Source organism: Microbispora hainanensis, assembly GCF_006874475.1.
Taxonomy (GTDB): Bacteria; Actinomycetota; Actinomycetes; order Streptosporangiales; family Streptosporangiaceae; genus Microbispora; species Microbispora hainanensis.
The window spans coordinates 198,546-225,034 of sequence record NZ_VIRM01000003.1; the positions used below are offsets into that span (position 1 = coordinate 198,546).

Consider the following 26,489-nt stretch of genomic DNA (forward strand, 5'->3'; position numbering starts at 1 on the left):
CGCCCGCCGTCAGGCGTAATGGCAGCGGGCGTGCCGGCCCACCTCGCCGGCCGCGTCGGCGCCGTACGCCGCGGCGAAGCGCTCCAGGAAGACGCGCTGGCTCAGCTCGTACTCCTGGCAGCCGACCTGCTCCAGCACGTGGGTGGCGGTGAGGTTGCCGATCTGGCCGCAGCGCTCCAGCGACAGCCCCCAGGCGAGGCCCGCGAGGAACCCGGCGCGGAAGGCGTCGCCGACGCCGGTCGGGTCGGCCTTGCCCAGCTCGGGGGCCGGCGAGATGTGCAGCGACGGCTCGCCCTTCCGGTCGATCCTGGCGCCCTTGGGCCCGAGAGTGGTCACCCGGACGCCGACCCGGTCGAGAATCTCCTCGCCCGACCAGCCGGTCTTCTGCTCGATCAGCCCGAGCTCGTAGTCGTTGCTGAACAGATACGCCGCGCCCTCCACGAGCTGGCGGATCTCCTCGCCCGGCATGCGGGCGAGCTGCTGCGACGGGTCGGCGGCGAACGGGATGCCCCGCTGCCGCGCCTCGTCGGTGTGCCGCAGCATCGCCGCCGGGTCGTTGGGGCTGATCAGGACGAGGTCGAGCCCGCCCAGACGGTCGGCGATCGGGCCCAGCTCGATCTCCCGCGCCTCCGCCATCGCGCCGGTGTAGAACGAGGCGATCTGGTTGTGCTCCTCGTCCGTGGTGCACAGGAAGCGCGCCGTGTGGTGCAGCTCGGAGACGTGCACCGATGCGCAGTCGACGCCGTGGCGCTCCAGCCAGGAGCGGTAGTCGGCGAAGTCGGTGCCCACGGCGCCGACGAGGACCGGGGTGAGCCCCAGGCAGCCCATGCCGAACGCGATGTTGGCCGCGCATCCGCCACGGCGGATCTGCAGTTCGTCGACGAGGAACGACAACGACACCCGGTCGAGCTGCTCGGCGATGAGCTGGTCGCCGAAGCGGCCGGGGAACGTCATCAGATGGTCGGTGGCGATGGAGCCGGTGACGGCGATGCGCACGGGGTCATTCTCCTCGTTGTCAGCATCAGGGAGACAGGGGCGGGGACGTTGATCCCGCCGAACCTACTGAGCGTACCGTCTCCGACATGACGACGCCCCGCACGGAAGCGATCCGTACGGGGCGCTCGACCCACCCTCTGGCGCGGCACGACCCGGCGCCCGCCGGGCACGCGCTCGCCGTCAGTTGAACGAGTCGCCGCAGGCGCACGACCCCGTCGCGTTGGGGTTGTCGATGGTGAAGCCCTGCTTCTCAATCGTGTCGACGAAGTCGACCGTGGCCCCGATGAGGTACGGCGCGCTCATCCGGTCGGTGACGACGTTCACGCCGCCGAAGGTGGAGACCACGTCGCCGTCCATCGACCGGTCGTCGAAGAAGAGCTGGTAACGCAGGCCGGAACAGCCACCCGGCTGGACGGCCACCCGGAGCTGCAGCCCTTCCTCGCCCTGCTGCTCGAGCAGGCTCTTGACCTTGGCCGCGGCCGCGTCAGTCAGGATCAGGCCCTGCTGCGTGGTCTCGCTGCTCTCAACCGTCATGTGCTGACTCCCGCGTCTGCGCCAACCGCCCTTCGGGGCGGTTCGATTGGTTCTGACGTCCTACCTAGACGCTACCAACACCTGTGCAGCCCTACACATTCCAGATCCCTCACAGGCGACCGCGCGACGAAGCAGGCGACGTGATGTGTAATGATTAGTCGTCAGTTAGACGATAAGTCCCCGAGGGGGTGTGGTCGTGACGATCACCGAGACCGGCCTTCCGCTCTTCATCCTCGGCCGGGGCACCGACCCGCACAGCGAACGCGGCGTCGACTGCCCGGGCGAGCTGCCTCCCGCGTCCGATCCGACCCTCGTGGAGCGCGCCCGCGTCGCCAAGGAACGGCTCGGCGACCGGCTGTTCGTGCTCGGTCACCACTACCAGCGTGACGAGGTCATCCAGTTCGCCGACGTGACCGGCGACTCGTTCAAGCTCGCCCGCGAGGCCGCCGCCCGGCCCGAGGCGGAGTACATCGTGTTCTGCGGTGTCCACTTCATGGCCGAGTCGGCCGACATCCTGACCAGGGACACGCAGAAGGTGGTGCTCCCCGACCTGGCCGCCGGCTGCTCGATGGCCGACATGGCGACCTTCACCCAGGTCGAGGACTGCTGGGACGCCCTGGAGGACGCCGGCATCGCCGACCAGGTGGTGCCGATCACGTACATGAACTCCAGCGCCGACATCAAGGCGTTCTGCGGACGGCACGGCGGCGCCGTGTGCACCTCCTCGAACGCCAAGCGGGCGCTCGACTGGGCCTTCGAGCAGGGCGAGAAGGTGCTGTTCCTGCCCGACCAGCACCTGGGCCGCAACACGGCCGTGCTGGAGCTGGGGCTGTCGCTGGACGACTGCGTGGTCTACAACCCGCACCGCCCGAACGGCGGCCTCACCCGGGAGCAGCTGGAGAACGCGAAGATGATCCTGTGGAAGGGCCACTGCTCGGTCCACGGGCGTTTCTCCGCCGCCTGCGTGGACGAGGTGCGGGAGCGCATCCCCGGGGTGAACGTGCTCGTGCACCCCGAGTGCCGCCACGAGGTCGTGACCAAGGCGGACTATGTCGGCTCGACCGAATACATCATCCGCAAGCTGGAGGAGGCCCCGGCCGGGTCCTCCTGGGCCGTCGGCACCGAGCTGAACCTGGTGCGCCGGCTGGCGAACCGGTTCCCCGACAAGACCATCACGTTCCTCGACCGGACCGTGTGCTACTGCTCCACCATGAACCGCATCGACCTGCCGCACCTGGTCTGGGCGCTGGAGTCGCTGGCCGACGGCGAGGTCGTCAACCAGATCACCGTCGACGCGGACACCACCCACTGGGCCAAGGTCGCCCTCGACCGCATGCTGGCCCTGCCGTAACGGCGGCCCCGTGACGCAGGGCGCCCCCGGATCTCCCGGGGGCGCCCTGCGTTTTCCAGGTCTTTCCGGGGTTTTCCAGGTCTTGGCTTCAGATCTTGGCGCGCTCGCGCCACCAGTCCAGCAGGGCCGTGTCGCCCTCGACCGCGCCGGGCTCGCGCCGTCCCCACAAGGTCAGCATCAGGTCGCCGGTCGTCTCCGCGCGCACGGTGACGTCCGCGGTGACGTCCGCTATAACGTCCGCTATGACGTCCGCGGCCACGGCATCCGGGGCGCCGGACCGCTCGTACGCGAACCCCTCGGGCGTGAGCCGCACGAGCCAGGCCCTTCCCGTCTCCGTCCGCCAGGAGATCGTCTCCCCGTCGCCCTTCAGCTCGGCGATCAGGGGCCGCCACCGGGCGTGCGGGAGCATGTCGAAGAACTCCGCCACCCCGTCGGCCGCGACGTCCTCGTCCACCTCTGGGGCGATCCCGAGGGCGATCTCGGCGTCGGCGCGGTGGACGACGGTCTCGTGGAGCTGGCGGCGCGACCAGAACCGGGCGGTGCGGTTCGGCGTCCAGTTCCACACCTCGGTCTCCGGGTCGCGGCCCTTCAGCGCCTCGGCGAGCGGTGCGGCGCCTGCCTCCAGCCAGTCGGCGTGGCCCGCGAAGTCCTCCGGGAAGCCGTGGTCCATCGCGGCGCGGTCATACCGGCGGACGGCGGCGTCGCGCACCATCGCGGCGGCCCACCGGTGGATGGCCCCCGTGTGCTCGACCAGCTCCCTGAGGTCCCATCCCGGGCAGGTCGGCACAGGTGTGGTCCCGTCCCGTCCCCGTACGGCCTCGGCCATCCGGCCGATCTCCACGGCCGCGGCCTCGGTGTGCCGCAGGTGGGTCCACTCGGTCATGGGGCTCCCGAAGGGTCAGAGGCCGGGGGCGCCCCAGACGGGAAACCAGCTCGCGAGTTCGGGTTCGATCGGGAGCTCTCGGTCCAGGACGCCGCGCACCTGCAGTTCCAGCGCGTTGTCGCGGCGCGGTTCGCCCGTGGGGGCGAAAGGGTAGAACGTGCCGCGCTTGTAGAGATACACGATCGCCAGCTTCCGGTGCGAGGGGTCGGCGAAGGTGACGAGCGAGCACAGCAGCGACGGCCCGAACCCGGCCGACTCCAGGGACGAGTTGGCGGCGTGCAGGTCGGTCACGAGCCCGGCCACGTCGGGGTTGCGCACCTGCAGCCACGTGTAGCCGTAGGAGTCCCGGGAGATCTCGACCCTGCCCATCAGGGCCTCGATGTCCTGTTCGAGCCGGGCGAAGGCGCCGCCTTCGGCGGCTCGGAAGCACACCGAGCCGGTGCCCGCCGGGGCGAAGCCGGTGGCGGCCTGCAGCATGACGGCGGCCGACGGCAGGGCGAACAACGCGTCCAGGTCGGGCCTGGCGGGCTTGGAGCGGCCGAGCAGCGAGTCGAACCAGCCCATCAGCGTCCCCCCATCAGCGGCCCAGCTCGGCGGAGATCCTGGCGAGCTGCTCCAGCCGGCGCTCCAGCGGGGGGTGGGTCGACAGCAGCGAGGCGATGCTCTGACCCGACACGGCGGGCACGAAGAAGAAGGCGTTGAACGGCTGCGCCTCGCGCAGGTCCCTGGTCGGGATCCTGCCGATCTCGCCGCTGATCTTGACCAGGGCGCTGGCCAGGGCGCTCGGCTGCTGCGTCAGCAGCGCGCCCGCGCGGTCGGCGGCCAGCTCGCGGTAGCGCGACAGCGCCCGCGTCAGCAGGAAGCTGACCGCGTAGACCAGGCCGGAGACCGCGAAGATGATCAGGCCGATCGGGGGTCCGTTGTCGTTCCTCCGGCCGCCCAGACCGGTGTAGAGCGCGAAGCGCGTCATCAGACCGGCCACGATCCCCAGGAACGAGGCGATCGTCATCACGGCCACGTCGCGGTGGGCCACATGGGACATCTCGTGGGCCAGCACGCCTTCGAGCTCCCGCGCGTCGAGCCTGCGCAGGATCCCGGTGGTCACGCAGACCACCGAGTTCTTCTGGTTGCGTCCGGTGGCGAACGCGTTGGGGAGGTCGGAGTCGGCGATCGCCACGCGCGGCTTCGGCATCCCCGCCATCGCGCTCAGCCGGTCGATGATCCCGTGCAGCTCGGGAGCCTCCTGCGGGGAGACCTCCCGCCCGTGCATCGCGAACAGCGCGATCTTGTCGGACAGGAAGTACTGCACCAGCAGGAGACCCCCGGCGATCACGAGCACGGTGACCGCACGTACGCCCATCGCGATCAGGACGGCCACGAACGCGACGTAGAGCAGGCCGAGCAGGAACATCGTCACGGTCATCCGGACGGTGAGGCCGCGATCTGGGGCGAAGCGCGTGGAGGACATCAGCCAGGGATGAGCCCGGTGTCCCCGAGCATCTCCCGCACTTCCTCGATCGAGGCGTCGGCCGGCGGCAGGATCAGCTCGGACGGCTCCAGCGAGTCGTCCGGCAGGGCCTTGCCGACGTGCCGCACCTTGTCGAGGAGCGCGTGCAGCTTGGTGCGGAACTCGGTCTCGTCGCCCGACTCGATCGCGGCTTCCAGCTCGCTGTCGAGCTCGTTGAGGACGTCGATGTCGGCGGCGCCGATCTCGACCTGTCCCTCGCCCATGATTCTGACGATCACAGTCCCTCCCCCGGCTGGCGCAGCTGCTGCGTCTGCTGCTGGCTGGATGGGGCGGCCTGACCCTGCTGGCCCTGCTCGATCGCGCTCCTGGGCGCCGGGCCCTGGCCGAGCTCGGCCTTCATCCTGGCGAGCTCCAGCTCGATGTCCGAGCCGGCGCCCATGCGGTCGAGCTCCGCCTGGATGTCGTCGCGCTGCCCGGTGAAGTCGTCGAGTGCGCCGCTGGCGAGCAGCTCGTCGATCGCGCCCGCACGCGCCTGCATCTGCGCGGTCTTGTCCTCGGCCCGCTGGATGGCCAGACCGACGTCGCCCATCTCCTCGGAGATGCCGGAGAACGCCTCGTTGATCCGCGTCTGGGCCTCGGCCGCCGTATAGGTGGCCTTGAGGGTCTCCTTCTTCGTACGGAAGGAGTCGACCTTGGCCTGGAGCCGCTGGCTGGCGAGGGTGAGCTTCTCCTCCTCGCCCTGCAGGTTGTTGTACTGGAGGCGCAGGTCGGCGATCTGGGCGTTGAGACCGTTGCGGCGGGTCAGCGCCTCACGGGCCAGATCCTCGCGCCCGGCCGACAGGGCCTGCCTGCTCTGGTTCTCCAGCTTCGCGGCCTGCCCTTCGAGCTGGTTGATCTGCAGCTCCACCCGCTTGCGGCTGGTGGCCACGTCGGCCACGCCCCGGCGGACCTTCTGCAGCAGCTCAAGCTGGCGCTGATAGGAATAGTCCAGCGTCTCCCGCGGATCCTCCATCTTGTCCAGGGCCTTGTTGGCCTTGGACTTGAAGATCATGGAAAGTCTCTTCATCACGCTCATGCGCGTCGGCCGTCCCCTTCTCCAAGGTTGTGCGTGGGTGACCCCAGCCGTCTCAAACCCCTTGTCAGGCGGCGTTGCCGCCTGGGTTCACCCTACGCATAACGCGCGAGGGCGTCACTAAGTTGCACTCCCGGTAGGCTGGGCGACGTGTTCCGACGTCGCACTCAGACCTCTGCGGAGGACTCCCCCGTCCCTGTAGAGGATCCTAAGCCCCACGGCACCCCGGGTAAGGGCCGTCCTACCCCGAAGCGGAGCGAGGCGCAGGGCCGCCGCCGCTCCCCGGTGACCGCTCCGGCCAACCGCAAGGAGGCCTACCGCCTGGCACGCGAGCGCGACAAGGCGCTGCGCGCCAAGCAGCGCGACGCCATGCTGCGCGGCGACGAGCGCGCGCTTCCGGCACGCGACCGCGGCCCGGTGCGCAAGTTCGCGCGCGACTGGGTCGACTCGCGGCGGCTGCCGGGGCAGTACTTCCTGCCCGTCGTGTTCGTCATCATGCTGCTGTCGATGGTGCCGTTCCCGATCCCGGTCCGTTCGGCCGTCATGCTGCTTTACACGCTGTCCCTGCCGGTCGTGATGGTGCTCGTGCTGGCGAGCTCCTTCTACGTGGCCGGGAGGGTGAAGAAGGAGGCGGCGGCGAAGTTCCCGGGCGAGGACCTCAAGGGCGTGGGCTTCTACGCCGCGATGCGCTCGTCCCAGATGCGCCGCCTGCGCTTCCCGAAGCCGACCGTCCTGCCCGGCGGTCTGCCGGTCGCCCTCAAGAACACGGCCGACACGGCCGGCGCGAAGAAGTGACCCGCACGGCCGCCTGATCCGCGCCATCGGATTCGGGCTGTCCTACCCGGAGTGCCCAGGTCGCCCGGCCTGGGCCACCCGGGTCTGTCCGGCCCGCCCGACCTGTTTGTCCGGTCTGGGCCGCCTGGGCCGTCCGGCCTGCCCCATGCGGGTAGTCCGGCCTGTTCCATGCGGCCGCCAGGCTCACTTCCAGCAGGCTCACTTCCAGTCGAGGACGCCCCCGCGCACCACGGGGATCCACCCGCCCACCGGGCCGCCCTCCGCGAGGCCGTCCGCCGTGGCCTTGAGCAGCGCGTAGTACGACGGCCACTCGTCCTCGAAGTAGGGCGTCTCCCAGTCCGCCGAGCCCACCCCGCCGGTCGCGGAGTTCGTCACCAGGTAGTCGCCGGCGTCGGAGCCGTAGGCGAAGGGGATGCCGCCGCCCATCCGGCACGCCTCGGGCCAGGAGGAGACCAGCCCGCGGGCGCCCATGATCTCGTAATAGGGCGAGAACCGGAATCCGGCCGTTCCCCGGGCTCCGTTGTGGCGCAGCAGCGAGGCTCGCAGCGAGTCGGGGATAGGCGTCCCCATCCGCGCCTCGGCCGACGCCACCAGCCGCCGCGTGGCCGGGCCGTTCAGGGAGGCGTACGTCCTGGGCGCGTGCGCCTTCAGCCACCTCTCTATCCGCCGCCACTGCCGGTTCACCGCCGTCGTCACGCGCCGGGAGATCGGCCGTACGACAGGAGTCGCGGATGCCCTCCGGACCACGCACTTGGGAGCGGGGGACGGCGCCTGTGACACGGCCTCCGCGCCCACGGGAGCGGTGGACGGCACGACGTCGCGGGCCACGCCGCACGCGTCCGCGAGGCAGGGCTCGGCATGCTCCTCCACGTACCCCTCCCCCACCGTCTCACCGCCGGAAGGCACGAGGTTTCCCGCCATCGGGCAACCGTCCGCGAGGCAGGGGCCGGCGGGGTCTCCCGCGTACGCCGTCAGGCCGGACGGCGCCCCGCGCCGCGTGCCGAACACGGCGCTTTCCAGCACCTGCGACGTGAGCACGAGCAGGCCGAGCGCGACGAGCGCGGCCGTCCAGCGGCGTGCCTTCCGCCCGTGCGGACTCCGGATCCGGGCGAGCCCCTCGAGGAGACGCGCGACCGGCGCGCCGGCCTCCGGCCGGTCGTACCTCGCGAGGTCCTCGCTCGTGGGCCGGCCGAGCACGGGCTCGGGCCCGCGCGCGGCCGGCTCTCCCGCCTCCTGCGGCGAGGCGGCCGGCCGCGAAGCCGGCGGGACGGAGCGAGGAGCGGCCTGTACGGCGATACGGCGGCGGCGGACGGCGACGAGCCCTATGGCGACACCGGCGACCAGCGCGACGGCCAGAGCCAGCCGCACAGGGCGAGAAACGATCAACCGGCGCACGCCGGGCACCCTACCGTGAACCACCCGGAAGAGTGACGCGGTGTCGTGATCTAAGGTCGGACCATGGAATATCGTCATCTTGGCCGCAGCGGCCTCGTGGTCAGCGAGATCAGCTACGGCAACTGGATCACCCATGGGTCGCAGGTGGAGGAGGACGCCGCCGTCGAGTGCGTCCGCGCGGCTCTCGACGAGGGCATCACGACCTTCGACACCGCCGACGTCTACGCCGGGACCAGGGCCGAGGAGGTCCTCGGCCGGGCGCTGAAGGGCATCCGCCGCGAGTCGCTGGAGATCTTCACCAAGGTCTACTGGCCGACCGGCGAGGGCAAGAACGACCGGGGCCTGTCCCGCAAGCACATCATGGAGTCGATCAACGGGTCGCTCCGCCGGCTGCAGACCGACTACGTCGACCTCTACCAGGCGCATCGCTTCGACGTCGAGACGCCGCTGGAGGAGACCCTGCGGGCCTTCGACGACCTCGTACGGCAGGGCAAGGTGCTCTACGTCGGGGTCAGCGAGTGGACGGCCGACCAGATCGCCCGGGCCTTGAAGATCGCCGACGAGATGGGCTTCGACCGCCTGGTGTCCAACCAGCCGCAATACTCGATGCTCTGGCGGGTCATCGAGGCCGAGGTCGTGCCGCTGTGCGAGAAGGAGGGCCTGGGCCAGATCGTCTGGTCGCCGATCGCCCAGGGCGTGCTGACCGGCAAGTACCTGCCCGGCCAGCCGCCGCCGGCCGGCTCCCGCGCCACCGACGCGTCCGGCTCGGGCTTCATCGGCCGGCTGATGGACGACGAGCTGCTGCGCCGGGTGCAGGACCTCAAGCCCATCGCGGCCGACCTCGGGCTCTCGATGGCCCAGCTCGCCGTGGCGTGGGTGCTGCAGAACCCCAACGTGTCGTCGGCCATCATCGGGGCCACCAAGCCCGAGCAGGTGCGCGACAACGTCAAGGCCGCGGGTGTGAAGCTCGACGCCGAGGTGCTCAAGAAGATCGACGACGTGCTCGGCCCGGTCGTGGAGCGCGACCCGGCCAAGACCATCAGCCCGTCGGCGCGTCCCTGACGCCGTCGCGGTCCTGCCGGATCGGCAGTCGCCGCGGGGGTCGGGCCACGCTCGTCGTGGTCCCGGCCCCCGCGCGGCTCACTCGGCGCGCAGGGACATCCCCGAGTATTCGACCCGCTCGTCCTCCATCAGCGTGACCTGCTCGACACCGGCCTCGAGCAGCTCGCGCCAGCTCTCCCCCAGCCACGACTCCGCGTCCGACTGGCTGGAGAAGATCTCCCGGGGCAGCGGCCGGTCCGTGACCTCGCCGCCGTTCGCGTCCTCGTAACGCCACCGCCAAATCATGCGCACCCGCTCCTTCGGTTCCTCGCCGCCCCGCGCCGGGACTTCACGCCGGGGCCGGTGCGGCACAAAGACCGTGCAGCCGGACCCTATCCTCTCTTCCCGGCATCCTCTCTTACCTGCGTCCAACCTCCGCCGGCTCGGGGCCGCCCGGCGACACGGACGCGGAAAGGCAGCGGCATGGAGGTCCGCCTGGAGGGAACCGGCGGCCCGGAGGGCTGGCCCGTCCCCGGCTGTCCCTGCGCGTCCTGCGGCCGGCTCGCCCCCGGCCACCGGCGTCCGTCCTCGATCGTTCTCGACGGCCGCGTACGGCTGGCGGAGGCCCGCCCGGCCGCCGGGTACGTGATCCGCGAGACGGCCGACGGGCGCGAGGTCACCGGGCCCGACGGCGGCCGCCTGCTGTACGCCGCGGGACCCGCGACCGGCTCACCCCGCCGGGACGCGGACGCGCCCTTCGACGTGGTGCTCATGGACCTGCCCGACCGTCCGGAACGGCTGGGCGACCTGCGCCGCCGCGGACGCGTCACGCCCGCGACGCGGATCATCGCGGTGCATCTCGACCACCGCGTCCCCGCGGAGAGCGAGCTGGCCCGCCGGCTCGGTTTCTGGGGCGCGGCGGCCGTCCCCGACGGGACCGTCGTGCACACCGCGAGCGCGGAGGCGCCCCCGTGGGTGCGGCCCCGGCGGACGCTGCTGCTGGGCGGGTCGCGGTCGGGCAAGTCCGAGGAGGCCGAGCTCCGCCTGGCCGCCGAACCCGAGGTGACCTATGTCGCCACCGGCCCCTCGGGCGGTGACGACCCGGCCTGGCTCGCCCGCGTGCGCGCCCACCGTGAACGGCGCCCGGCGCACTGGCAGACGATCGAGACGACCGACCTCGTGTCCGTCCTGTCCTGCGGTCCGCGGACGCTGCTCGTCGACGGGATCGGCACCTGGCTCGCCGCCGTGTTCGACGAGTGCGCCGCCTGGCCGGACGGCACGGCCTCGACCGGCCACCGCGCCGCCCTCGACCGGGTGGCGGAGCGGTGCGACGCGCTGACGGCCGCCTGGCGCGGCACCCGCGCCCGGGTGGTGGCGGTGAGCGACGAGGTGGGCCTCGGGGTGATCCCGGCCACCCCGGCGGGACGGCTGTTCCGCGACGCGCTCGGCCGCCTCAACCAGGCTCTCGCCCGCGAGTCCGAGGACGTGGCCCTGGTGGTCTCCGGCCGGGTCGTCCCGCTGCCCCTCTGACAACTACGATCTGCCCTCGTGCCCGGCGAATCCTCCCCCGTACGCGGCCCCGGCGCGGCCTGGCGGCTCGCGGTCGGGACCCTCACCGTCCTCCCCGTACGCCCGGTGGAGGTCGACCGCGCCGTCGCGGGACGCGCGATGTCGCTCGCGCCGTTCGTCGGCCTGCTGCTCGGCCTGGCCGCCACCGTGGTGCTCGTGGTCGCCGGGGGGCTGTCGGGCTCGCAGGTGCTCGGCGCCGTCCTCGCCGTGGGCATGCTGGCGTGGCTGACCCGGGCCCTGCACCTGGACGGCCTCGCGGACCTGGCCGACGGTCTCGGCAGCGGCAAGCCGGCCGACGGCGCGCTCGACGTGATGAAGCGCTCCGACATCGGCCCGTTCGGCGTGGTCACCCTCGTGATCACCCTGCTCGTTCAGGTGGCCGTGCTGGCGCGGGACGACACGGCCGCCTGGGTCGCGCTCGTGGCGGCCACGGCGACCGGCAGGCTGGCCGTCACCTGGGCCTGCCGCGACGGCGTGCCCGCCGCCCGGCCCACCGGCCTCGGCGCGCTCGTCGCCGGCACCGTACGGCGGGGCGCCGCGATCGGGGCCACCGCCGCGACGGCGGCCGTCGTGGTGGTGCTCGCCCTCGTGGCGGCCTCCGGCCCGTCGCTGCTGGAGTATTGCCGGCCGTTCGATTCGACGGCCGCCTTCGGCTACACCAGCTATTCCACCCCGCCCCCCGGAATCATCTACGAGCACTTCGCCGGCACGGACCTGCGGCCCGGCGGGCTGCTGCACCGCCTGTCGGACGATCCATACCTGATCACGGCGGCCGGGCTGCTGCTCGCGATGGCCGCCGGGCTGGGGGCGGCCGCGCTGCTGCGCCGCCGGGCCGTACGCCGGCTGGGCGGCGTCACCGGCGACGTGCTCGGCGCCCTGGTGGAGACGGCCACGACCGTCACGCTGCTGGTCGCCGCCCTGCTGCTGTGAGAGCCGCGGACGCGCCGGTCAGCGCGGCACGGCGACGGGGCGCAGCCGATAGACGGCGAGGACGACGGCCGCGAGCAGCACCCAGCCGACGATCCCGGTGATCCCGGCGAGCGCCGCGTTCGGCGGGGCGTCCGCGTCGCCGAGGAGCAGCGCCTGGCCCGCCACGGCGTTGATCGAGCCGTGCGCGATGACCGCGGGCCACACGCTGCGCGAGCGCAGCCGCAGCCAGCCGAGCAGTGCGCCGAAGATGACGCAGAAGCCGATGAACAGCACCGCCGCCCAGGCGCCGAGCGCCGGGTAGTTGTAGCCCTTGAGCGTGAGGGGGGCGTGCCAGAGGCCCCAGATCACCCCCGACAGCACCAGCGCCGGCCACACCGGGGCGGGCCACACCGGGGCGGGCCGCCGCTCCCCCGGGCCGGTCATGCCCGCGGACGAGCCGCCCGGCACCTGCGCGACCGCGGGGACGGATCCGGCCGCGGGCACAGATCCGACCTGATGCACGGGGGCGACCGCCGGGTCGCCGAGCAGGCGCGGCAGCAGCCAGCCCCGCCAGCCCCACTCCTCTCCGAACGCGGGGATCGCGTTGATGAAGGGGGCGATCAGCACGGCCTGCACGATCTGCAGGGCGTACATGACCTGCGGGTCCAGCGGCACCTTGTCGAGGGCCGCGCCCAGCTGCTCGCGGTAGAGGCTCAGCCCGGCGACGTCGAGGCTCACGGCGCCGACGGCGGCGCTGGCGAGGAGGGCGACGGCCACGAGCACCGGCACGCCGAGCAGCGCCGCCACCAGGAGCGGGGCCGTCGTGCTCCGGTCGGGCCCGAGCGTGAGGCCGGTCGCCCGCGCCCATTCCTTGAACGGCGTGCCGCGCCGCCGGATGAGCCACACGGCCAGCACGCCCAGGGACGGCGTGAACATCATCACCATGCCGACGAGCTGGAAGGCGCCCGGGCTGAAGGGGCCCGTCCACAGAGGCAGCGCGATCAGCCACGAGGCCCCGAACGCGACGAGGAGGAAGAGCCAGACGTCGGAGTGGCGCCGGATCACGGGCATCACCTTTCACCAGAGCTCGGAGGGGGTTCGGACGAGGATGCGCGCGGCGCTCGGGCACGCGGGTCAGGGCGATCGGGTGCCGCGGTGGGCGACGAGCGCGTTGAGCAGGGCGGCGCCGCGCTCGGCGTCGTCCACGCTGATGGCGAGCTGCCCGCCGGAGGTGTAGCGCACGACCAGGCACGCGCCGCCGCGGACCATGATCGTGGCCCGTCCGGGGAGGCCGCGGTAGCCCCATCCGCCCACCTGGGACGGATAGCGCTCCTCCACCCAGGCGCGGTCGATCCGGTCGAGCGGCACCCGCCGCGCGGGCCACCGCAGCGGGCCGAACGCCACCCGCATGCCCTCGGAGCTCACCCTGACCGAGACGGTCGAGAGCGCGAACCCGGCGAGGCCGACGACGGCCAGCACGGCGGCCGTGTGCCAGGTGCGGTCGGACAGGCCCATGAGCCGGAGCACGGCGAACGCGACGGACGCGGCCAGCGCGGCGCCGGAGAGCACAAGGAGCAGCGGGGCCGACGCCGACGACAGCCACACCACCCGCCGCCCCAGTGCGAGGCCGGGGACGGCCGCGTCCGGCGCGGGCGGCGGCGGCTCGTCCGGCCCACGGCGCGCCGCCCACCCCGCGAGCATGGCGCACGCGACGGCCACGGCGACGACGAGAATCGCCTGCCAGGTGATCGGAGCCGCCTCCTGCCAGCGGGACCTGCCGAGGTTGGCGGCGATCGACACGGCCTGCACCCCGATCAGGAAGATCCCGGTCCAGGCGAGACCGGCGACGATCCCGGCCCGGCCGGCTCGCGAGGCGACGAGGCGCCGCCGCCCGAAGGCGAGGAACGACACCGCGAGCACCACCCAGAGCGCCAGGGGGACGGCCGTGAGGAAGACGGCCGGAGCGGAGCCGTCGGGCGCGCCGGACGGACCCCAATGGGTGGCCACCGGGTCCGGCAGGCGATCGGAGAACACCAGTGGCACCGCCACGAGCACGGCGGCCACCAGGATGAACCAGGCCCCGCCGGCCAGGAGGAATCGGGTGCGGAAGCCGGTCGTGGAGATGTCCTGCGTGTCTGTCATGCCATTTCCTTGCCGACGTCCCTGACCAGGGCAACGACGTCATCGGGGGTGAGGCCATACCGGGCGGCCTCGTCGAGCAGGTCGCGCGCACGCGTCCGCAGCGCCGCGCGGCCGTCCGGCCGCCGCAGCACGGACACGCCGCGCCCACGGCGGAACTCCAGCAGGCCCTCGTCGCGCAGGTCGCGCAGCGAGCGCAGCACGGTGTTCGCGTTGACGCCCAGCGCGTGGGCGAGATCGCGGGCCGGCGGGAGCCGATCGCCGGGGGCGATGTCCCCGGCTCCGATCGCGCGCCGTATGGCGGCGGCCACCTGCTCGTGCAGGGGCCGCGGATCGTTGAGATCGAGCGTGAGCAACATAGTGCTAGTGACATTAGCACCATAAGCCGGAAAGGCCTAGATGGTGCTACTTTCATTGGCACCATCGGGATTACCGATAGGTAGGATGAACCCTCGTTTATGCGTAGCCGAGTCAGCCCAGCTAGCATCGGCTCACGTGACCACAGTGCGCATAAACGCATCTGACGCGGTCTCCATCGAGACCAGTGCTCTCATAATCGGCGTCCACACGACCCCGGAGGGTCCACGCCCGGCTCCCGGAGGCGAAGGCCTCGATCAGGCCCTGGACGGACGACTCGCCGAGATCCTCACCACAATGGGATTCAGCGGCAAGGCCGAAGAGGTCGTCAAGATCCCCACTCTCGGGGCGCTGCCCGCGCCCGTCGCCGTCGCCGTGGGCCTCGGCGACGCGCCGCAGGACGGCGCCGAGGGCGGCTACGACCTGGAAACCCTGCGCCGGGCGGCCGGGGCGGCCGTCCGCTCGCTCGCAGGCACGGCGTCCGCCGCGCTCGCCCTGCCCGCCCGTACGGCCGCCGAGGCCGAGGCCGTGGCGCTGGGCGGCCTGCTCGGCGCCTACGACTTCACGCGCTACCGCACCAACGGCGACCTCAAGCCGCCCGTCGGCGAGCTGACCGTGCTGTCCGGCGCGGCCGGGGCCGAGGAGGCCGTCGCGCACGCGACGACGCTCGCCGGCTCGGTCACGCTCGTCCGCGACCTGGTGAACACGCCGCCGTCCGACCTGTGGCCCGCGCGCTTCGCCGAGATCGCCCAGGAGACCGGCGGCGAGGCCGGCCTGTCGGTCGAGGTGCTCGACGAGGTCAGGCTCAAGGAGGACGGCTACGGCGGCATCATCGGCGTCGGCCAGGGCTCGATCAACCCGCCCCGCCTGGTCCGCGTCGCCTATAGCCACCCCGAGGCCACCCGGAAGGTCGCGTTCGTCGGCAAGGGCATCACCTTCGACTCCGGCGGCCTGTCGCTCAAGCCCTCCGCGTCCATGGACTGGATGAAGTCGGACATGGGCGGAGCGGGAGCGGTGTTCGGTGCGCTCCTCGCGATCGCACGGCTGGGCCTGCCCGTCAACGCGGTCGGCTACCTCTGCCTCGCGGAGAACATGCCCTCGGGCAGCGCCCAGCGCCCCTCCGACGTCCTGCACACCTACAGCGGCAAGACCGTCGAGGTGCTCGACACCGACGCCGAGGGCCGCCTGGTGCTGATCGACGGCATCGCCCGCGCCGCCGAGGACGAGCCCGACGTGATCATCGACGTCGCCACCCTGACCGGCGCCCAGATCGTGGCGCTCGGGTGGCGTACGGCCGGCGTGATGTCCAACGACGACGACCTCCGCGAGGAGATCGTCCGCATCGCCGGCGAACAGGGCGAGGCCGCCTGGGGCATGCCGCTGCCCGCCGAGCTGCGCAAGGGGCTCGACTCCGCGGTCGCCGACATCGCCAACCTCCAGCCCGAGCGGTGGGGCAGCATGCTCGCCGCGGGCATCTTCCTGCGGGAGTTCGTCCCCGCGGGCGTCCGCTGGGCGCACGTGGACATGGCCGGGCCGGCGTTCAACAAGGGCGAGCCGCACGGCTACACGCCCAAGGGCGGCACCGGCGCGCTGACCCGCACGCTCGTCGCCGTCGCCGAGCGCTACGCGGGGAACGGCACGTCCGCGCAGGCTGTTTAAACGAGAAAGAGCCCGTGGGCTGCCGGAAGAAGGAAGCCGGCCCCGCCGCGGCGTGCCCGCGCGGGCCAGGGCCGGGGCCACGATCTTCCAGGACAAGTGAAAAGATGCTGCCGGGTCCACCCGGCGGTGCGAATACGACCAAGGAGCATTCCAGTGGCTGATGGCAGCGGCCCCTACGACATCGTCGTCCTAGGTGGCGGTAGCGGTGGATACGCCTGTGCCCTGCGGGCGGCCGAGCTCGGCATGAACGTCGTCCTCATCGAGAAGGACAAGGTCGGGGGCACGTGCCTGCACCGCGGCTGCATCCCCACCAAGGCGCTGCTGCACGCGGCCGAGCTCGCCGACCAGGCTCGCGAGGGCGAGTCGTTCGGCGTCCGCACCCGGCTGGAGGGCATCGACGTCCCCGGCGTCCACGCGTACAAGGACAAGGTGATCGGGGGCCTCTACAAGGGCCTCGCCGGGCTCATCAAGAGCAAGAAGATCACCGTGGTCGAGGGCGAGGGCCGCCTGGCCGGCCCCGGCCGCGTCGTGGTCGGCGACCAGGTCTACGAGGGCCGCAACGTCGTGCTGGCGACCGGCTCGGTGCCCAAGTCGCTGCCCGGCCTCGACATCGACGGCGAGAAGGTGATCAGCAGCGACCACGCGCTGGTCCTCGACCGCGTCCCGTCCTCGGTCGTCATCCTGGGCGGCGGCGTCATCGGCGTCGAGTTCGCCAGTGTGTGGCGCTCGTTCGGCGCCGAGGTCACCATCGTCGAGGCGCTGCCGCACCTGCTGCCGCTGGAGGACGAGTCCAGCTCCAAGCTGCTGGAGCGCGCCTTCCGCCGCCGCGGCATCAAGTACGAGCTGGGCGCCCGGTTCGAGAGCGTCAAGACCACCGACACCGGGGTCGTCGTCTCCCTGGAGAACGGCAAGACCCTCGACGCCGAGATCATGCTCGTCGCCGTCGGCCGCGGCCCGGTCTCGGCCGGCCTCGGCTACGAGGAGAACGGCGTCGCGATGGAGCGCGGCTACGTGCTGGTCAACGAGTTCTGCCAGACCAGCGTGCCGGGCGTGTACGCCGTGGGCGACCTGATCCCCACGCTGCAGCTCGCCCACGTCGGCTTCGCCGAGGGCATCCTGGTCGCCGAGCACATCGCCGGGCTCAACCCGGTGCCGATCGACTACGACGGCGTGCCGCGCATCACCTACTCCGAGCCCGAGGTCGCGTCGGTGGGCATCGCCACGTCGGTCGCCCGCGAGCGCGGTCACGACGTCGTCGAGCTGAGCTACAACCTCGCCGGCAACGGCAGGAGCAAGATCCTGCAGACCCAGGGCGAGGTCAAGGTCGTCGCCGAGCGCGACGGCCGGGTGCTCGGCGTGCACATGGTCGGCAGCCGGGTGGGCGAGCTGATCGCGGAAGCCCAGCTGATCTTCAACTGGGAGGCCACGCCCGTCGACGTCGCCCAGCTCATCCACCCGCACCCGACCCAGTCCGAGGCTCTCGGCGAGGCCATGCTGGCCCTGGCCGGCAAGCCGCTGCACGTCCACAACTGAAGCCCTCCTAGCGAACGCGAGAGAAGACACACCATGCCGGTCTCCGTAACCATGCCCCAGCTCGGCGAGAGCGTTACCGAGGGCACCGTCACCCGTTGGCTGAAGAAGGAAGGCGACCGCGTCGAGGCCGACGAGCCGCTCCTCGAGGTGTCGACCGACAAGGTCGACACCGAGATCCCGTCGCCGTCCGCCGGCTACCTGACCAAGATCATCGTCGGTGAGGACGAGACGGTCGAGGTCGGCGCCGAGCTCGCCCTGATCGACTCCGAGGCGGGCGCCGCTCCGGCCGCCGCCGAGCCGGCGGCTCCGGCTCCCGCTCCGCAGCCCGAGCCGGAACCCGCTCCGGCCCCCGCGCAGGCGGCGGCGCCCGAGCCCGCTCCGGCCGCGCCGATCTCGTCGATCCCGCAGCCCGCGCCCGCCGTGGTGACGCCGCAGCAGGCGCCCCCGGCGCCCGCCCCGGCCCCGCAGGCCCCGGCCCCGCAGCCGCCCGCCCCGGCCGCGCAGCCGAGCGAGCCGACCCCGCTGCCCTCGTCCGGTGAGGGCCCGTACGTCACGCCGCTGGTCCGCAAGCTCGCCGCCGAGCACGGCGTCGACCTCGACTCGCTGACCGGCACCGGTGTCGGCGGCCGGATCCGCAAGCAGGACGTGATCGAGGCCGCCCGCGTCCAGCGCGAGCAGGCCACCGCCGCTCCGGCCCCGCAGGCGGCGCCCGCCCAGGCGCCCGCCGCCCCGGCCGCCGCCGCGCCCGCCGCCTCGGAGGTGCGGGTGGACACCACGCTGCGCGGCCGTACGGAGAAGATGTCGCGCCTGCGTCAGACCATCGCCAAGCGCATGGTGGAGTCGCTGCAGGTCTCGGCCCAGCTCACCACCGTGGTCGAGGTCGACGTCACCCGCATCGCCCGCCTGCGCGACCGGGCCAAGGACGAGTTCCTGCGGCGCGAGGGCGTGAAGCTGTCGTTCATGCCGTTCTTCGCGATGGCCACGGTCGAGGCGCTCAAGCAGCACCCGAAGCTGAACGCGACGATCAACAGTGAGACCAACGAGGTCACCTACTTCGACGCCGAGCACCTGGCCTTCGCGACCGACACCGAGCGCGGCCTGATCGTCCCGGTGATCAAGAACGCCGGCGACCTCAACATCGCCGGGCTCGCCCGGAAGATCGCCGACCTGGCCGAGCGCACCCGCACCAACAAGGTGAGCCCCGACGAGCTGACCGGCGGCACGTTCACGCTGACCAACACCGGCAGCCGGGGCGCGCTGTTCGACACGCCGATCCTCAACCAGCCGCAGGTCGGCATGCTGGGCACCGGCGCGGTCGTCAAGCGCCCGGTCGTCGTCGACACCCCGGAGGGCGAGGTCATCGCGGTCCGCTCGATGGTGTACCTCGCGCTCAGCTACGACCACCGCCTGGTCGACGGCGCCGACGCGGCCCGCTTCCTCACGACGATCAAGCACCGTCTCGAGGAGGGCCGCTTCGAGGCCCAGCTCGGCCTGGCGTAGCCGTACGCCGGGGGCGGCGCGAGCCGCACTCCCGGACACCACAGGGCCGTCCCGCGCTCGGCGGGGCGGCCCCGTTCGTTTCCGGGTAATGATCTGTGCGTGGAGACGATGACGACAGTGGTGACAGGCTCCTCGGGGCTGCTCGGAACGGCCCTGGTGAGCGCGCTGCGCGCCGAGGGACACGAGGTGCGCCGTCTCGTACGACGCGCACCCGCCGGGCCCGACGAGTGCTTCTGGGACCCGGAGGGCGACGTGCTCGACCCCGCGGCGCTTGAAGGCGCGGACGCGGTCGTCCACCTGGCCGGCGCCGGCATCGGCGAGCGCCGGTGGACCGAGGCGTACAAGCGGGAGCTGGTGAACAGCCGCGTCAGCGGCACGCACATCCTCGCCGCCGCGATGGCCCGCGCCGAGCGCGGGCCGCGGGTGCTGCTGTCCTCCTCCGCGATCGGCTTCTACGGCGACACCGGGGATCGTGCCGTGGACGAGTCAGCGCCGGCCGGCACGGGCTTCCTCGCCGATCTCGCGCGCGCCTGGGAGGCCGCCACCGCGCCCGCCGAAGAGGCGGGCGTGCGAGTGACGCTGCTGCGCAGCGGAATGGTGCTCAGCGGCCGGGGCGGCGCGCTCGCCCGGCTGCTGCCGATCTTCAAGATGGGCGCGGGCGCCGTGCTCGGCAGCGGCAGGCAGTACGTCTCGTGGATCTCGCTGCCCGACTGGGTCGACGCGGTCCGTTTCCTGCTCGCGCACGAGCTCGCGGGGCCGGTGAACCTCACGGCTCCCGAGCCGGTGACCAACGCCGAATACACGGCCGCGCTCGCCGAGGCGGTGCGGCGCCCGACGATGCCGCTGCCGGCCCCGCGCTTCGCGCTGCGCCTGGCGCTCGGGGAGTTCGCGGAGGAGGCACTGCTCGCGGGCCCGCGGGTGCTCCCCCGGCGGCTGCTCGACGCGGGTCACCGGTTCGCCCATCCCACCGTCGGCGAGGCGCTCGCCGCCGTACTCTGAAGAGTCACTCGATCCGGGAACAGGAGTGTGGGCATGAGCCGCATCGGGCAGTCGCACATCGTCGCCATCGGAGGCGGATCGTTCCGGCAGACGGAGCGATACGGGTTCATCGAGCCGACCGCCCTGCTGCGTTACGTCCTCGACCTGACCGGTCAGGACCGCCCCAAGCTCGGCCTGCTCGCCACCGCCACCGGCGACGACGCCGACTGGCTGCTCAAGATGTACGGCGCGTTCGCCCGCTGGGACGTCGAGGTGAGCCACCTGACGGTCTTCCCCATGCCGAACGTCGAGGACCCCCGCGAGTGGATTCTGGAGCAGGACGCGATCTACGTGAGCGGCGGCAGCGTCGCCAACCTCGCCGCGCTGTGGCGGCTGCACGGCCTGGACGAGGCGTTCGCCGAGGCCTGGCGGGCGGGCATCGTGCTGTCCGGGCAGAGCGCCGGCGCGCTGTGCTGGCACGTCGGCGGCAACACCGACTCGTTCGGGCCGGCGCTGCGTCCCTGGGCCGAGGGCCTGGGCCTGCTGCCCTACTCGTGCGGCGTCCACTACAACTCCGACCCCCAGCGGCGGGCGCTGCTGCACGAGTCGGTCGCGTCGGGCGAGCTGCCCGAGGGGTACGCCGCCGACGAGGGCGTGGCACTGCACTACGTGGGCACCGAGTTCATCCAGGCCGTGACCACCGACCCCCAGGGGTACGCCTACCGGATCGAGCGGGACGGGTCCGCAGTGAAGGAGCTGCGTATCGAGCCCCGGCTGCTGACCTCTACGCTGTGAACGTGAAGGGCGATGGGAACGTGAAGGGCGTGGCCATCGTCCGCCTCGGCGTCGACGTACCGTACGAGCAGGCGTGGACCCTGCAGCGGCGGCTGCACGCCCGGCGGGCGGCCGACGAGATCTCCGACCTCTGCCTCATGCTGGAGCACGCCCCCGTCTACACGGCGGGCAAGCGGACGCTGCCGCACGAGCGGCCGGTCGACGGCACCCCGGTCATCGACGTCGACCGGGGCGGGAAGATCACCTGGCACGGTCCGGGGCAGCTCGTCTGCTACCCCATCATCCGCATCGGCGACGTGACCTCCTACATCCGCCTGCTGGAGGAGGTCCTGATCCAGGTTTGCGCCGACTTCGGGCTGACGGCGCGCCGGGTGGAGGGCGCCGGCGGGGTGTGGGTGCCCGGCGACCCCGCGCACGGGCTGCCCGACCGCAGGATCGGCACGATCGGCATCCGCGTGTCCGGCGGGGTCACCATGCACGGCTTCGCGCTCAACTGCGTCAACGACCTGAGCTGGTACACCCGCATCGCCGGCGACGACGCCGGGGTCACCTCGCTGGCGGCCGAGACCGGCCGGCGGATCATGGTCGACGAGGTCATCCCGTTCGCCGGCAAGCGCCTCGCCGAGGCCCTGGGCGAGGAGCCGTACGACCTGTACGAGGAGGACCTCGCCTGACGCCTACGCGCCGCGGCCCTTCCGGCGGATCTTGATCTGCCGCATGTCGGTCACCGCGAGGTGCAGGATCTCGTACGGGTGCCCGTGCGCGTCCAGCGCGGCCATCGCCCCCAGCGCGGCCTCGTCCTCGCCGTCGTCCGGCCCGGCGGGCACCTGGCAGCGGAAGGTGAAGGCGGACACGCTCGCGTCGTGGGTGAACGTGCCGCCCTCGGTGTAGCCCACGCCGCCCGCCGCCGTCACCGCCGCCGTCACCGCCGCCCGCCCGGCGTCGTCGAGCCCGGCGAACTTCCCTCTGATCGTCACTCTGAACACGGTGATCCCTCTCGTACGGCATAGGCGCGGACGCGCTCGCCCAAGACGCTCTCCGCGACGTCGAGCAGCTCCAGCACCGCCGCCGCGATGGCGTCCGGGCTCTCCCCCGCCGTCGTACGCCGCCCGATCTCGGCGTACACCAGCGAGTGGAGGCAGCCGATGTGCCAGGCGACCAGGCGCGGCAGCGGATCACCGGCGTCCGCGCCGGTCTCCTCGGCCAGCTCGGCCGCCAGCTCGTCGGTCATCCGGCGGCCGAGGTCCTCCAGGCGGGCGGTCAGCGTGGGGGCGGCCCGCATCATCTCCAGCACGCGCCCGAATCCCGCGCTCAGCCCGACCGAGCGTTCGCGTCCGCGGATCTCCCGGCGCAGGCGCTCCAGCACCGCGCCAACCGCGGACTGCCCCGGCGGCCGCTCCCGCACGATGTCGGCCAGCCTCCGCGGCGACGCCTCCTCCGGCGGGAGGACGAGGTCCTCCTTTGCCTGGAAGTAGTTGTAGACGGTGTTCACCGACACCTCGGCGGCCTGCGCGACCTCGGCCATCGTGACGTTGTCGAAGCCGCGCTCCACGAACAGCCCGACCGCCACCTCGGCGATGCGCTGCCGGGTCCGCCGCTTCTTCCGCTCCCGCAGTCCCTCGGCCATTGCTGGACTCTACTGCAAACTTGCAATGCATTGCAGTTTTTTGTGTCTCGCCTAATGAGACGGCCTCGGACATACTCGCGGCATGAACCTCTCCTCACCCCCCGAAGAGGTCCGTACCGATCCGCTCCCCCGCGACACCAGGAGGCGGTTCCTGCGGCTGCGGGGCCGGCGACTGGACCGGCCCGGCCACACGGCCGCCAAACTGGCCGCTCTCGCCCTGTCGGCCGTCGTCCACGCGGTGACCGCCGCCTTCCTGGCCGCCGGCGTGTTCATCGTCACCGGCTGGCGAGGGAACGTGATCGGCTGGCTGTGCGGCAGCGTTCCCATCGCCATCGCGATCTGGACCAGACCCCGGACGATCCGGCTCCCGGACGGCGCCGAAGAGGTCACCGGAGCCGAGGCACCGGCCCTGTTCGAGGCGGCCGGCCGGATCGCGGGCGCCGTCGGGGCGGCGCCACCCGCCGCGGTCTATGTGCACGACCGTCTCTATCGATGCGCCTACCTGCGGCCGGGGCTGCGGCGGCGGCCCGTGCTGCTCGTCGGCCTTCCGCTGCTGCTCGCCCTGACACCGCGCGAGCGCGCCGGCATGCTCGCGGCGGAGCTCGCGCGCGACGTCAGCGGCGACCCCCGCCGCGGCCTGCTCGTCCCGTCGGCGCTCGCCACCGTGGGAGAGTGGCGGCGCGCCCTGACGGGCATGCGGGTGGAGGGCTACCGCGACTACGGCGACCCCCTGCTGGAGGCCAACAGCGCCGTCAAGGGAGGCAGGATGGCGTCCCAGGCGATCGGCAAGGTCACCGGCTGGATCCTGGCGTGGCCGCTGTTCCTCGCCGAGCTCGCGCTGCGCCGGCTCGTCTCCGCCCGGTCGCAGCACGCCGTCTACTTCGCCGACCAGGTCGCGGCCCGTGCCGTCTCCTCGCGGGCCGTCGTCGAGTATGCCGACGCGCTGCTCATGGCGGAAAGCCGCCTCACCCCCGTGATGGCCGCGGCCAGGCGCGGGGAGACGGCCGAGGAGATCCGCCGCGCCGTGCTCTCCAGGGACCCCGGCACGGCCCTGGTGGCCGCGCGCCGGGAGGACTCCCTCGCCGGACAGTCCCCCTGGCAGGCGGAGCCGCCGGCGGCGCTGCGGGCCCTGCTCCTCGAATCCGCCGGCGTCGAGGAGGGCACGGCGGGCATCGGCTCGGGCGAGTCCGACCGGATCGACGCCGAGCTGTCCCGTCACCTCGCCCGCACGATCAGGGAGCTGTCCCGGATCACCTGAACGCAGGTAATAAGCTGGGTTCGTGAACGAGCGTTCCGACAGGCACGCAGGCCCGCGTACGGCGCAGGGCCGCGTGCTCCCGCTCGGACCCCGGGCCCGCGGCCCGCTACCGCGGAGTGCTGCGAAGGAAGTCGCATGACCGTCGCTCCTGAAGGCCGAAAGCTCCTCCGCCTGGAGGTGCGCAACAGCCAGACCCCCATCGAGAAGAAGCCGCCGTGGATCAAGACGCGGCTGCACAACGGCCCCAACTTCAACGAGATCAAGTCGTTGGTGAAGGGCGCGGGGCTGCACACGGTGTGCCAGGAAGCGGGCTGTCCCAACATCTCCGAATGCTGGGAGGACCGCGAGGCCACCTTCCTCATCGGCGGCGACCAGTGCACCCGGCGCTGCGACTTCTGCCAGATCGACACCGGCAAGCCGGCCGAGTATGACCGGGACGAGCCGCGCCGCGTCGCCGAGTCGGTGCGCCAGATGGGCCTGCGCTACGCCACGGTGACCGGTGTCGCCCGCGACGACCTGCCCGACGGCGGCTCCTGGCTGTACGCGGAGACCGCCCGGCAGATCCACGAGACGGTGCCCGGTTGCGGCGTCGAGCTCCTGGTGCCGGACTTCAACGGCGACCGCGACCAGCTGGAGGAGGTCTTCTCCAGCAGGCCCGAGGTCTTCGCGCACAACATCGAGACCGTCCCGCGGATCTTCAAGCGGATCCGGCCCGCCTTCCGCTACGAGCGCTCGCTGCGGGTCATCGGCCTGGCCCGCGAGGCGGGGCTGGTCACCAAGTCGAACCTCATCCTCGGCATGGGCGAGGAGCGCGAGGAGATCACCCAGGCGCTGCGCGACCTGCACGAGGCCGGGTGCGACCTGGTGACCATCACGCAGTATCTGCGCCCCACCCCGCGCCACCACCCGGTGGACCGCTGGGTCAAGCCCGAGGAGTTCGTGGAGCTCCAGCAGGAGGCCGAGGAGATCGGCTTCGCCGGCGTCATGTCCGGGCCGCTGGTGCGCTCGTCCTACCGGGCCGGACGCCTGTACCAGCAGGCGATCGCCGCCCGCGTGGGCGAGTCTCGTTTTCATTAAGTCAGCTCGACGTTTGTATCCTTCAGACCATGGCGAAAGACGCAGCGTCTCCGGGGCGCCTCAAGCAGCTCCGGATGGTCGCACAGATCATTCAGCAGGCGAACCCCAAGGGCATGCCGATCGTCTACGCGTCGGCTCTGGGCACGTTCGTCCTGTTCGTCGTCATCGGCGTGATCTTCGGCTGGACGTGGATCGTGTTCGGCGTCTTCGCCGCGGTACTGGTGGGGATGATCGTCTTCAGCCGGCTGGCGCAGAAGGCGCAATACTCGATGCTCCACGGGCAGCCGGGGGCGACGTACGCGATCCTGCAGAGCCTGCGCGGCACCTGGTATGTCGAGGAGAAGCCGGTCGCGGTCAACCGCGACCAGGACCTCGTCTTCCGGGTCGTCGGATACCCCGGGGTCATCCTGGTCTCCGAGGGCCCGCCCAACCGGGTGCAGCGCATGCTCGTCGCGGAGAAGAAGCGTGTGCAGCGCGTCGCGGTCGACGTTCCGGTGTACGACATCCAGTGCGGTGACGCGGAGGGTCAGATCCCCCTGGCCAAGCTCCAGCGGCACATGATGAAGCTGCCGCGCAACCTGAAGAAGGGCGCGGTGTCCGAGGTCAACAACCGGATGCGCGCCCTTACCCCGGCCATCCCGATGCCGAAGGGCCCCATCCCCAAGGGCACCCGGATGCCGCGCGGCCCCAAGATGCGCTGACGACGTTGGACTTCGTGGGAAGGCGGCCGGTCTCCCGGTCGCAGACCTCCCGGGCCAACCGCGACTGGTGGGACGGCGCGGCCGACGACTACCAGACCGAGCACGGCGGGTTCCTGCGCGACGACGGCTTCGTGTGGTGCCCCGAGGGCCTGGACGAGGCCGACGCCCGGCTGCTCGGCGGCGTCGCCGGGCGCCGGGTCCTGGAGATCGGGTGCGGCGCCGGCCAGTGTGGCCGGTGGCTGCTGGGACAGGGCGCGACGGTCGCCGCCGTCGACCTGTCCTACCGGCAGTTGCAGCACTCCCGGCGGATCGACATGTCCGCCGGGGTGACCCTGCCCGTCGTCCAGGCCGACGCCGAGACGCTGCCGTTCGCGGACGAGTCGTTCGACCTCGCGTGCTCGGCCTACGGTGCGCTGCCGTTCGTGGCGGACGCCGGGGCGGTGCTCGCCGAGGTGCGCCGGGTGCTGCGGCCGGGCGGCCGGTTCGTGTTCTCCGTCAGCCACCCCGTGCGGTGGGCCTTCCCCGACGATCCCGGCCCGCGCGGCCTGACCGCCGACCGGCCCTACTTCGACCGCTCGCCGTACGTCGAGTTCGGCGAGGACGGCGAGCCGTCATACGTGGAGCACCACCGGACGATGGGCGACTGGGTGGGGTTGATCGCCGCCTCCGGTCTCGTCCTGACCGGCCTGACCGAGCCGGAGTGGCCGCCGGATCACGACCGCACGTGGGGCGGCTGGAGCCCGCTGCGCGGCCGGCTGCTCCCCGGCACGGCGATCTTCCGGTGCGTCAGGGCCGCGTCGTAGCACCCGGCGAGGGGCGGCTCGCGTTCCCCGCTCCGGCCGCCCGCTCGTC

Annotated in this window: 29 protein-coding genes; 15 read left to right on the forward strand and 14 right to left on the reverse strand. The window is 72.3% G+C overall.

Annotated features, from left to right (window positions below; genetic code table 11):
* Positions 1–9: 9 nt before the first annotated feature.
* Both FLX08_RS03865 and erpA read right to left on the reverse strand, forming a co-directional pair.
* A complete protein-coding gene (locus tag FLX08_RS03865) occupies positions 10–996 on the reverse strand; it encodes a carbohydrate kinase family protein (protein ID WP_142616780.1) in 987 nt (328 codons plus the stop codon).
* A 180-nt stretch (positions 997–1,176) separates the two neighbouring features.
* Positions 1,177–1,530: an iron-sulfur cluster insertion protein ErpA gene (gene erpA / locus FLX08_RS03870; protein WP_079313357.1), complete on the reverse strand. Its 354-nt coding sequence runs from the start codon at positions 1,528–1,530 to the stop codon at positions 1,177–1,179.
* A 196-nt stretch (positions 1,531–1,726) separates the two neighbouring features.
* Between erpA and nadA the strand changes: the two genes are divergently transcribed.
* Positions 1,727–2,881 (forward strand): quinolinate synthase NadA, encoded by a 1,155-nt coding sequence (nadA, locus tag FLX08_RS03875; RefSeq protein ID WP_208761242.1) that lies wholly within the window; start codon positions 1,727–1,729, stop codon positions 2,879–2,881.
* A gap of 88 nt (positions 2,882–2,969) precedes the next feature.
* Here nadA and FLX08_RS03880 read toward each other — a convergent pair whose 3' ends face one another.
* From FLX08_RS03880 to FLX08_RS03900, 5 genes are read right to left on the reverse strand one after another with little or no spacing between them, the layout of a single operon-like run.
* Positions 2,970–3,764 carry a maleylpyruvate isomerase family mycothiol-dependent enzyme gene (locus FLX08_RS03880; protein WP_142616782.1) on the reverse strand — a complete coding sequence of 265 codons (795 nt, stop codon included), beginning with the start codon at positions 3,762–3,764 and terminating at the stop codon, positions 2,970–2,972.
* 15 nt (positions 3,765–3,779) lie between these two features.
* Positions 3,780–4,328: a PspA-associated protein PspAB gene (gene pspAB / locus FLX08_RS03885; protein WP_142616783.1), complete on the reverse strand. Its 549-nt coding sequence runs from the start codon at positions 4,326–4,328 to the stop codon at positions 3,780–3,782.
* Positions 4,329–4,341: 13 nt separating this feature from the next.
* A complete protein-coding gene (gene htpX / locus FLX08_RS03890; protein ID WP_142616784.1) occupies positions 4,342–5,232 on the reverse strand; it encodes a zinc metalloprotease HtpX in 891 nt (296 codons plus the stop codon).
* On the reverse strand, positions 5,232–5,510 hold the full coding sequence (gene pspAA / locus FLX08_RS03895) for a PspA-associated protein PspAA (protein ID WP_142616785.1): 279 nt from the start codon (positions 5,508–5,510) through the stop codon (positions 5,232–5,234). The genes htpX and pspAA overlap by 1 nt, the downstream gene beginning before the upstream one ends.
* Complete coding sequence (locus FLX08_RS03900) at positions 5,507–6,307, reverse strand: PspA/IM30 family protein (RefSeq protein ID WP_142616786.1); 801 nt, start codon at positions 6,305–6,307, stop codon at positions 5,507–5,509. The genes pspAA and FLX08_RS03900 overlap by 4 nt, the downstream gene beginning before the upstream one ends.
* 147 nt (positions 6,308–6,454) lie before the next feature.
* Between FLX08_RS03900 and FLX08_RS03905 the strand changes: the two genes are divergently transcribed.
* Entirely contained in the window at positions 6,455–7,099 is a 645-nt protein-coding gene (locus tag FLX08_RS03905) for a DUF3043 domain-containing protein (RefSeq protein ID WP_142616787.1), read from the forward strand.
* A 198-nt stretch (positions 7,100–7,297) separates the two neighbouring features.
* Here the strand turns inward: FLX08_RS03905 and FLX08_RS03910 are convergent, their stop codons facing one another.
* Complete coding sequence (locus FLX08_RS03910) at positions 7,298–8,494, reverse strand: SMI1/KNR4 family protein (protein ID WP_142616788.1); 1,197 nt, start codon at positions 8,492–8,494, stop codon at positions 7,298–7,300.
* A 63-nt stretch (positions 8,495–8,557) separates the two neighbouring features.
* Here FLX08_RS03910 and FLX08_RS03915 point away from each other — a divergent pair, with 63 nt between their 5' ends.
* Complete coding sequence (locus FLX08_RS03915) at positions 8,558–9,556, forward strand: aldo/keto reductase family protein (RefSeq protein ID WP_142616789.1); 999 nt, start codon at positions 8,558–8,560, stop codon at positions 9,554–9,556.
* A gap of 78 nt (positions 9,557–9,634) precedes the next feature.
* Here FLX08_RS03915 and FLX08_RS03920 read toward each other — a convergent pair whose 3' ends face one another.
* A complete protein-coding gene (locus FLX08_RS03920) occupies positions 9,635–9,841 on the reverse strand; it encodes a hypothetical protein (protein WP_079313380.1) in 207 nt (68 codons plus the stop codon).
* Between the two features lie 177 nt (positions 9,842–10,018).
* Here FLX08_RS03920 and FLX08_RS03925 point away from each other — a divergent pair, with 177 nt between their 5' ends.
* Together FLX08_RS03925 and FLX08_RS03930 are read left to right on the forward strand one after the other, a co-directional pair.
* On the forward strand, positions 10,019–11,065 hold the full coding sequence (locus FLX08_RS03925) for a bifunctional adenosylcobinamide kinase/adenosylcobinamide-phosphate guanylyltransferase (RefSeq protein WP_142616790.1): 1,047 nt from the start codon (positions 10,019–10,021) through the stop codon (positions 11,063–11,065).
* Between the two features lie 18 nt (positions 11,066–11,083).
* Positions 11,084–12,034 (forward strand): adenosylcobinamide-GDP ribazoletransferase, encoded by a 951-nt coding sequence (locus FLX08_RS03930; protein WP_142616791.1) that lies wholly within the window; start codon positions 11,084–11,086, stop codon positions 12,032–12,034.
* Between the two features lie 18 nt (positions 12,035–12,052).
* Here FLX08_RS03930 and FLX08_RS03935 read toward each other — a convergent pair whose 3' ends face one another.
* The 3 genes from FLX08_RS03935 to FLX08_RS03945 form a co-directional block, all read right to left on the reverse strand.
* A complete protein-coding gene (locus tag FLX08_RS03935; RefSeq protein WP_341874306.1) occupies positions 12,053–13,078 on the reverse strand; it encodes a CPBP family intramembrane glutamic endopeptidase in 1,026 nt (341 codons plus the stop codon).
* A gap of 69 nt (positions 13,079–13,147) precedes the next feature.
* The gene (locus FLX08_RS03940; protein ID WP_142616793.1) at positions 13,148–14,155 is read right to left on the reverse strand and encodes a DUF1648 domain-containing protein; all 1,008 of its coding nucleotides are present in this window, start codon (positions 14,153–14,155) and stop codon (positions 13,148–13,150) included.
* Positions 14,152–14,511, reverse strand: a complete 360-nt coding sequence (locus FLX08_RS03945; RefSeq protein ID WP_142616794.1) for a GntR family transcriptional regulator — start codon at positions 14,509–14,511, stop codon at positions 14,152–14,154. Before FLX08_RS03945 ends, FLX08_RS03940 begins: the two co-directional genes overlap by 4 nt.
* A gap of 85 nt (positions 14,512–14,596) precedes the next feature.
* Here FLX08_RS03945 and FLX08_RS03950 point away from each other — a divergent pair, with 85 nt between their 5' ends.
* The 6 genes from FLX08_RS03950 to lipB all read left to right on the forward strand — a co-directional run bounded on the left by FLX08_RS03950 (position 14,597) and on the right by lipB (position 21,648).
* Positions 14,597–16,168 carry a leucyl aminopeptidase gene (locus FLX08_RS03950; RefSeq protein WP_142616795.1) on the forward strand — a complete coding sequence of 524 codons (1,572 nt, stop codon included), beginning with the start codon at positions 14,597–14,599 and terminating at the stop codon, positions 16,166–16,168.
* A gap of 153 nt (positions 16,169–16,321) precedes the next feature.
* Complete coding sequence (gene lpdA / locus FLX08_RS03955) at positions 16,322–17,701, forward strand: dihydrolipoyl dehydrogenase (protein ID WP_142616796.1); 1,380 nt, start codon at positions 16,322–16,324, stop codon at positions 17,699–17,701.
* Positions 17,702–17,734: 33 nt separating this feature from the next.
* A complete protein-coding gene (sucB, locus tag FLX08_RS03960; RefSeq protein ID WP_142616797.1) occupies positions 17,735–19,201 on the forward strand; it encodes a 2-oxoglutarate dehydrogenase, E2 component, dihydrolipoamide succinyltransferase in 1,467 nt (488 codons plus the stop codon).
* 108 nt (positions 19,202–19,309) lie between these two features.
* Positions 19,310–20,200: a TIGR01777 family oxidoreductase gene (locus tag FLX08_RS03965; protein WP_142616798.1), complete on the forward strand. Its 891-nt coding sequence runs from the start codon at positions 19,310–19,312 to the stop codon at positions 20,198–20,200.
* A gap of 33 nt (positions 20,201–20,233) precedes the next feature.
* Positions 20,234–20,974, forward strand: a complete 741-nt coding sequence (locus tag FLX08_RS03970) for a Type 1 glutamine amidotransferase-like domain-containing protein (protein ID WP_142616799.1) — start codon at positions 20,234–20,236, stop codon at positions 20,972–20,974.
* 2 nt (positions 20,975–20,976) lie between these two features.
* Positions 20,977–21,648, forward strand: a complete 672-nt coding sequence (lipB, locus tag FLX08_RS03975) for a lipoyl(octanoyl) transferase LipB (protein ID WP_244312369.1) — start codon at positions 20,977–20,979, stop codon at positions 21,646–21,648.
* A gap of 3 nt (positions 21,649–21,651) precedes the next feature.
* Here the strand turns inward: lipB and FLX08_RS03980 are convergent, their stop codons facing one another.
* Both FLX08_RS03980 and FLX08_RS03985 read right to left on the reverse strand, forming a co-directional pair.
* A complete protein-coding gene (locus FLX08_RS03980; protein WP_244312376.1) occupies positions 21,652–21,951 on the reverse strand; it encodes a DUF6204 family protein in 300 nt (99 codons plus the stop codon).
* Positions 21,948–22,601 (reverse strand): TetR/AcrR family transcriptional regulator, encoded by a 654-nt coding sequence (locus FLX08_RS03985; RefSeq protein ID WP_142616801.1) that lies wholly within the window; start codon positions 22,599–22,601, stop codon positions 21,948–21,950. Before FLX08_RS03985 ends, FLX08_RS03980 begins: the two co-directional genes overlap by 4 nt.
* 82 nt (positions 22,602–22,683) lie before the next feature.
* Between FLX08_RS03985 and FLX08_RS03990 the strand changes: the two genes are divergently transcribed.
* From FLX08_RS03990 to FLX08_RS04005, 4 genes are all read left to right on the forward strand, one after another.
* Positions 22,684–23,859 carry a hypothetical protein gene (locus FLX08_RS03990; protein WP_142616802.1) on the forward strand — a complete coding sequence of 392 codons (1,176 nt, stop codon included), beginning with the start codon at positions 22,684–22,686 and terminating at the stop codon, positions 23,857–23,859.
* A gap of 135 nt (positions 23,860–23,994) precedes the next feature.
* Positions 23,995–24,936, forward strand: a complete 942-nt coding sequence (gene lipA, locus FLX08_RS03995; RefSeq protein ID WP_142616803.1) for a lipoyl synthase — start codon at positions 23,995–23,997, stop codon at positions 24,934–24,936.
* A gap of 29 nt (positions 24,937–24,965) precedes the next feature.
* On the forward strand, positions 24,966–25,637 hold the full coding sequence (locus FLX08_RS04000; RefSeq protein ID WP_142616804.1) for a DUF4191 domain-containing protein: 672 nt from the start codon (positions 24,966–24,968) through the stop codon (positions 25,635–25,637).
* Positions 25,638–25,642: 5 nt separating this feature from the next.
* Positions 25,643–26,440: a class I SAM-dependent methyltransferase gene (locus FLX08_RS04005; protein WP_142616805.1), complete on the forward strand. Its 798-nt coding sequence runs from the start codon at positions 25,643–25,645 to the stop codon at positions 26,438–26,440.
* The last annotated feature ends 49 nt before the right edge of the window (positions 26,441–26,489 follow it).

Coding starts and splice junctions, on each gene's coding strand:
- lipA (WP_142616803.1), top strand. CDS start 23,995: ATGACCGTCGCTCCTGAAGGCCGAAAGCTCCTCCGCCTGGAGGTGCGC.
- FLX08_RS03880 (WP_142616782.1), bottom strand. CDS start 3,764: ATGACCGAGTGGACCCACCTGCGGCACACCGAGGCCGCGGCCGTGGAG.
- FLX08_RS03950 (WP_142616795.1), top strand. CDS start 14,597: ATGAACCCTCGTTTATGCGTAGCCGAGTCAGCCCAGCTAGCATCGGCT.
- FLX08_RS04000 (WP_142616804.1), top strand. CDS start 24,966: ATGGCGAAAGACGCAGCGTCTCCGGGGCGCCTCAAGCAGCTCCGGATG.
- FLX08_RS03915 (WP_142616789.1), top strand. CDS start 8,558: ATGGAATATCGTCATCTTGGCCGCAGCGGCCTCGTGGTCAGCGAGATC.
- FLX08_RS03985 (WP_142616801.1), bottom strand. CDS start 22,601: ATGGCCGAGGGACTGCGGGAGCGGAAGAAGCGGCGGACCCGGCAGCGC.
- sucB (WP_142616797.1), top strand. CDS start 17,735: ATGCCGGTCTCCGTAACCATGCCCCAGCTCGGCGAGAGCGTTACCGAG.
- FLX08_RS03970 (WP_142616799.1), top strand. CDS start 20,234: ATGAGCCGCATCGGGCAGTCGCACATCGTCGCCATCGGAGGCGGATCG.
- FLX08_RS03945 (WP_142616794.1), bottom strand. CDS start 14,511: ATGTTGCTCACGCTCGATCTCAACGATCCGCGGCCCCTGCACGAGCAG.
- pspAB (WP_142616783.1), bottom strand. CDS start 4,328: ATGGGCTGGTTCGACTCGCTGCTCGGCCGCTCCAAGCCCGCCAGGCCC.
- FLX08_RS03920 (WP_079313380.1), bottom strand. CDS start 9,841: ATGATTTGGCGGTGGCGTTACGAGGACGCGAACGGCGGCGAGGTCACG.
- FLX08_RS03990 (WP_142616802.1), top strand. CDS start 22,684: ATGAACCTCTCCTCACCCCCCGAAGAGGTCCGTACCGATCCGCTCCCC.
- htpX (WP_142616784.1), bottom strand. CDS start 5,232: ATGTCCTCCACGCGCTTCGCCCCAGATCGCGGCCTCACCGTCCGGATG.
- FLX08_RS03965 (WP_142616798.1), top strand. CDS start 19,310: ATGACGACAGTGGTGACAGGCTCCTCGGGGCTGCTCGGAACGGCCCTG.
- FLX08_RS03925 (WP_142616790.1), top strand. CDS start 10,019: ATGGAGGTCCGCCTGGAGGGAACCGGCGGCCCGGAGGGCTGGCCCGTC.
- erpA (WP_079313357.1), bottom strand. CDS start 1,530: ATGACGGTTGAGAGCAGCGAGACCACGCAGCAGGGCCTGATCCTGACT.
- FLX08_RS03900 (WP_142616786.1), bottom strand. CDS start 6,307: ATGAGCGTGATGAAGAGACTTTCCATGATCTTCAAGTCCAAGGCCAAC.
- FLX08_RS03940 (WP_142616793.1), bottom strand. CDS start 14,155: ATGACAGACACGCAGGACATCTCCACGACCGGCTTCCGCACCCGATTC.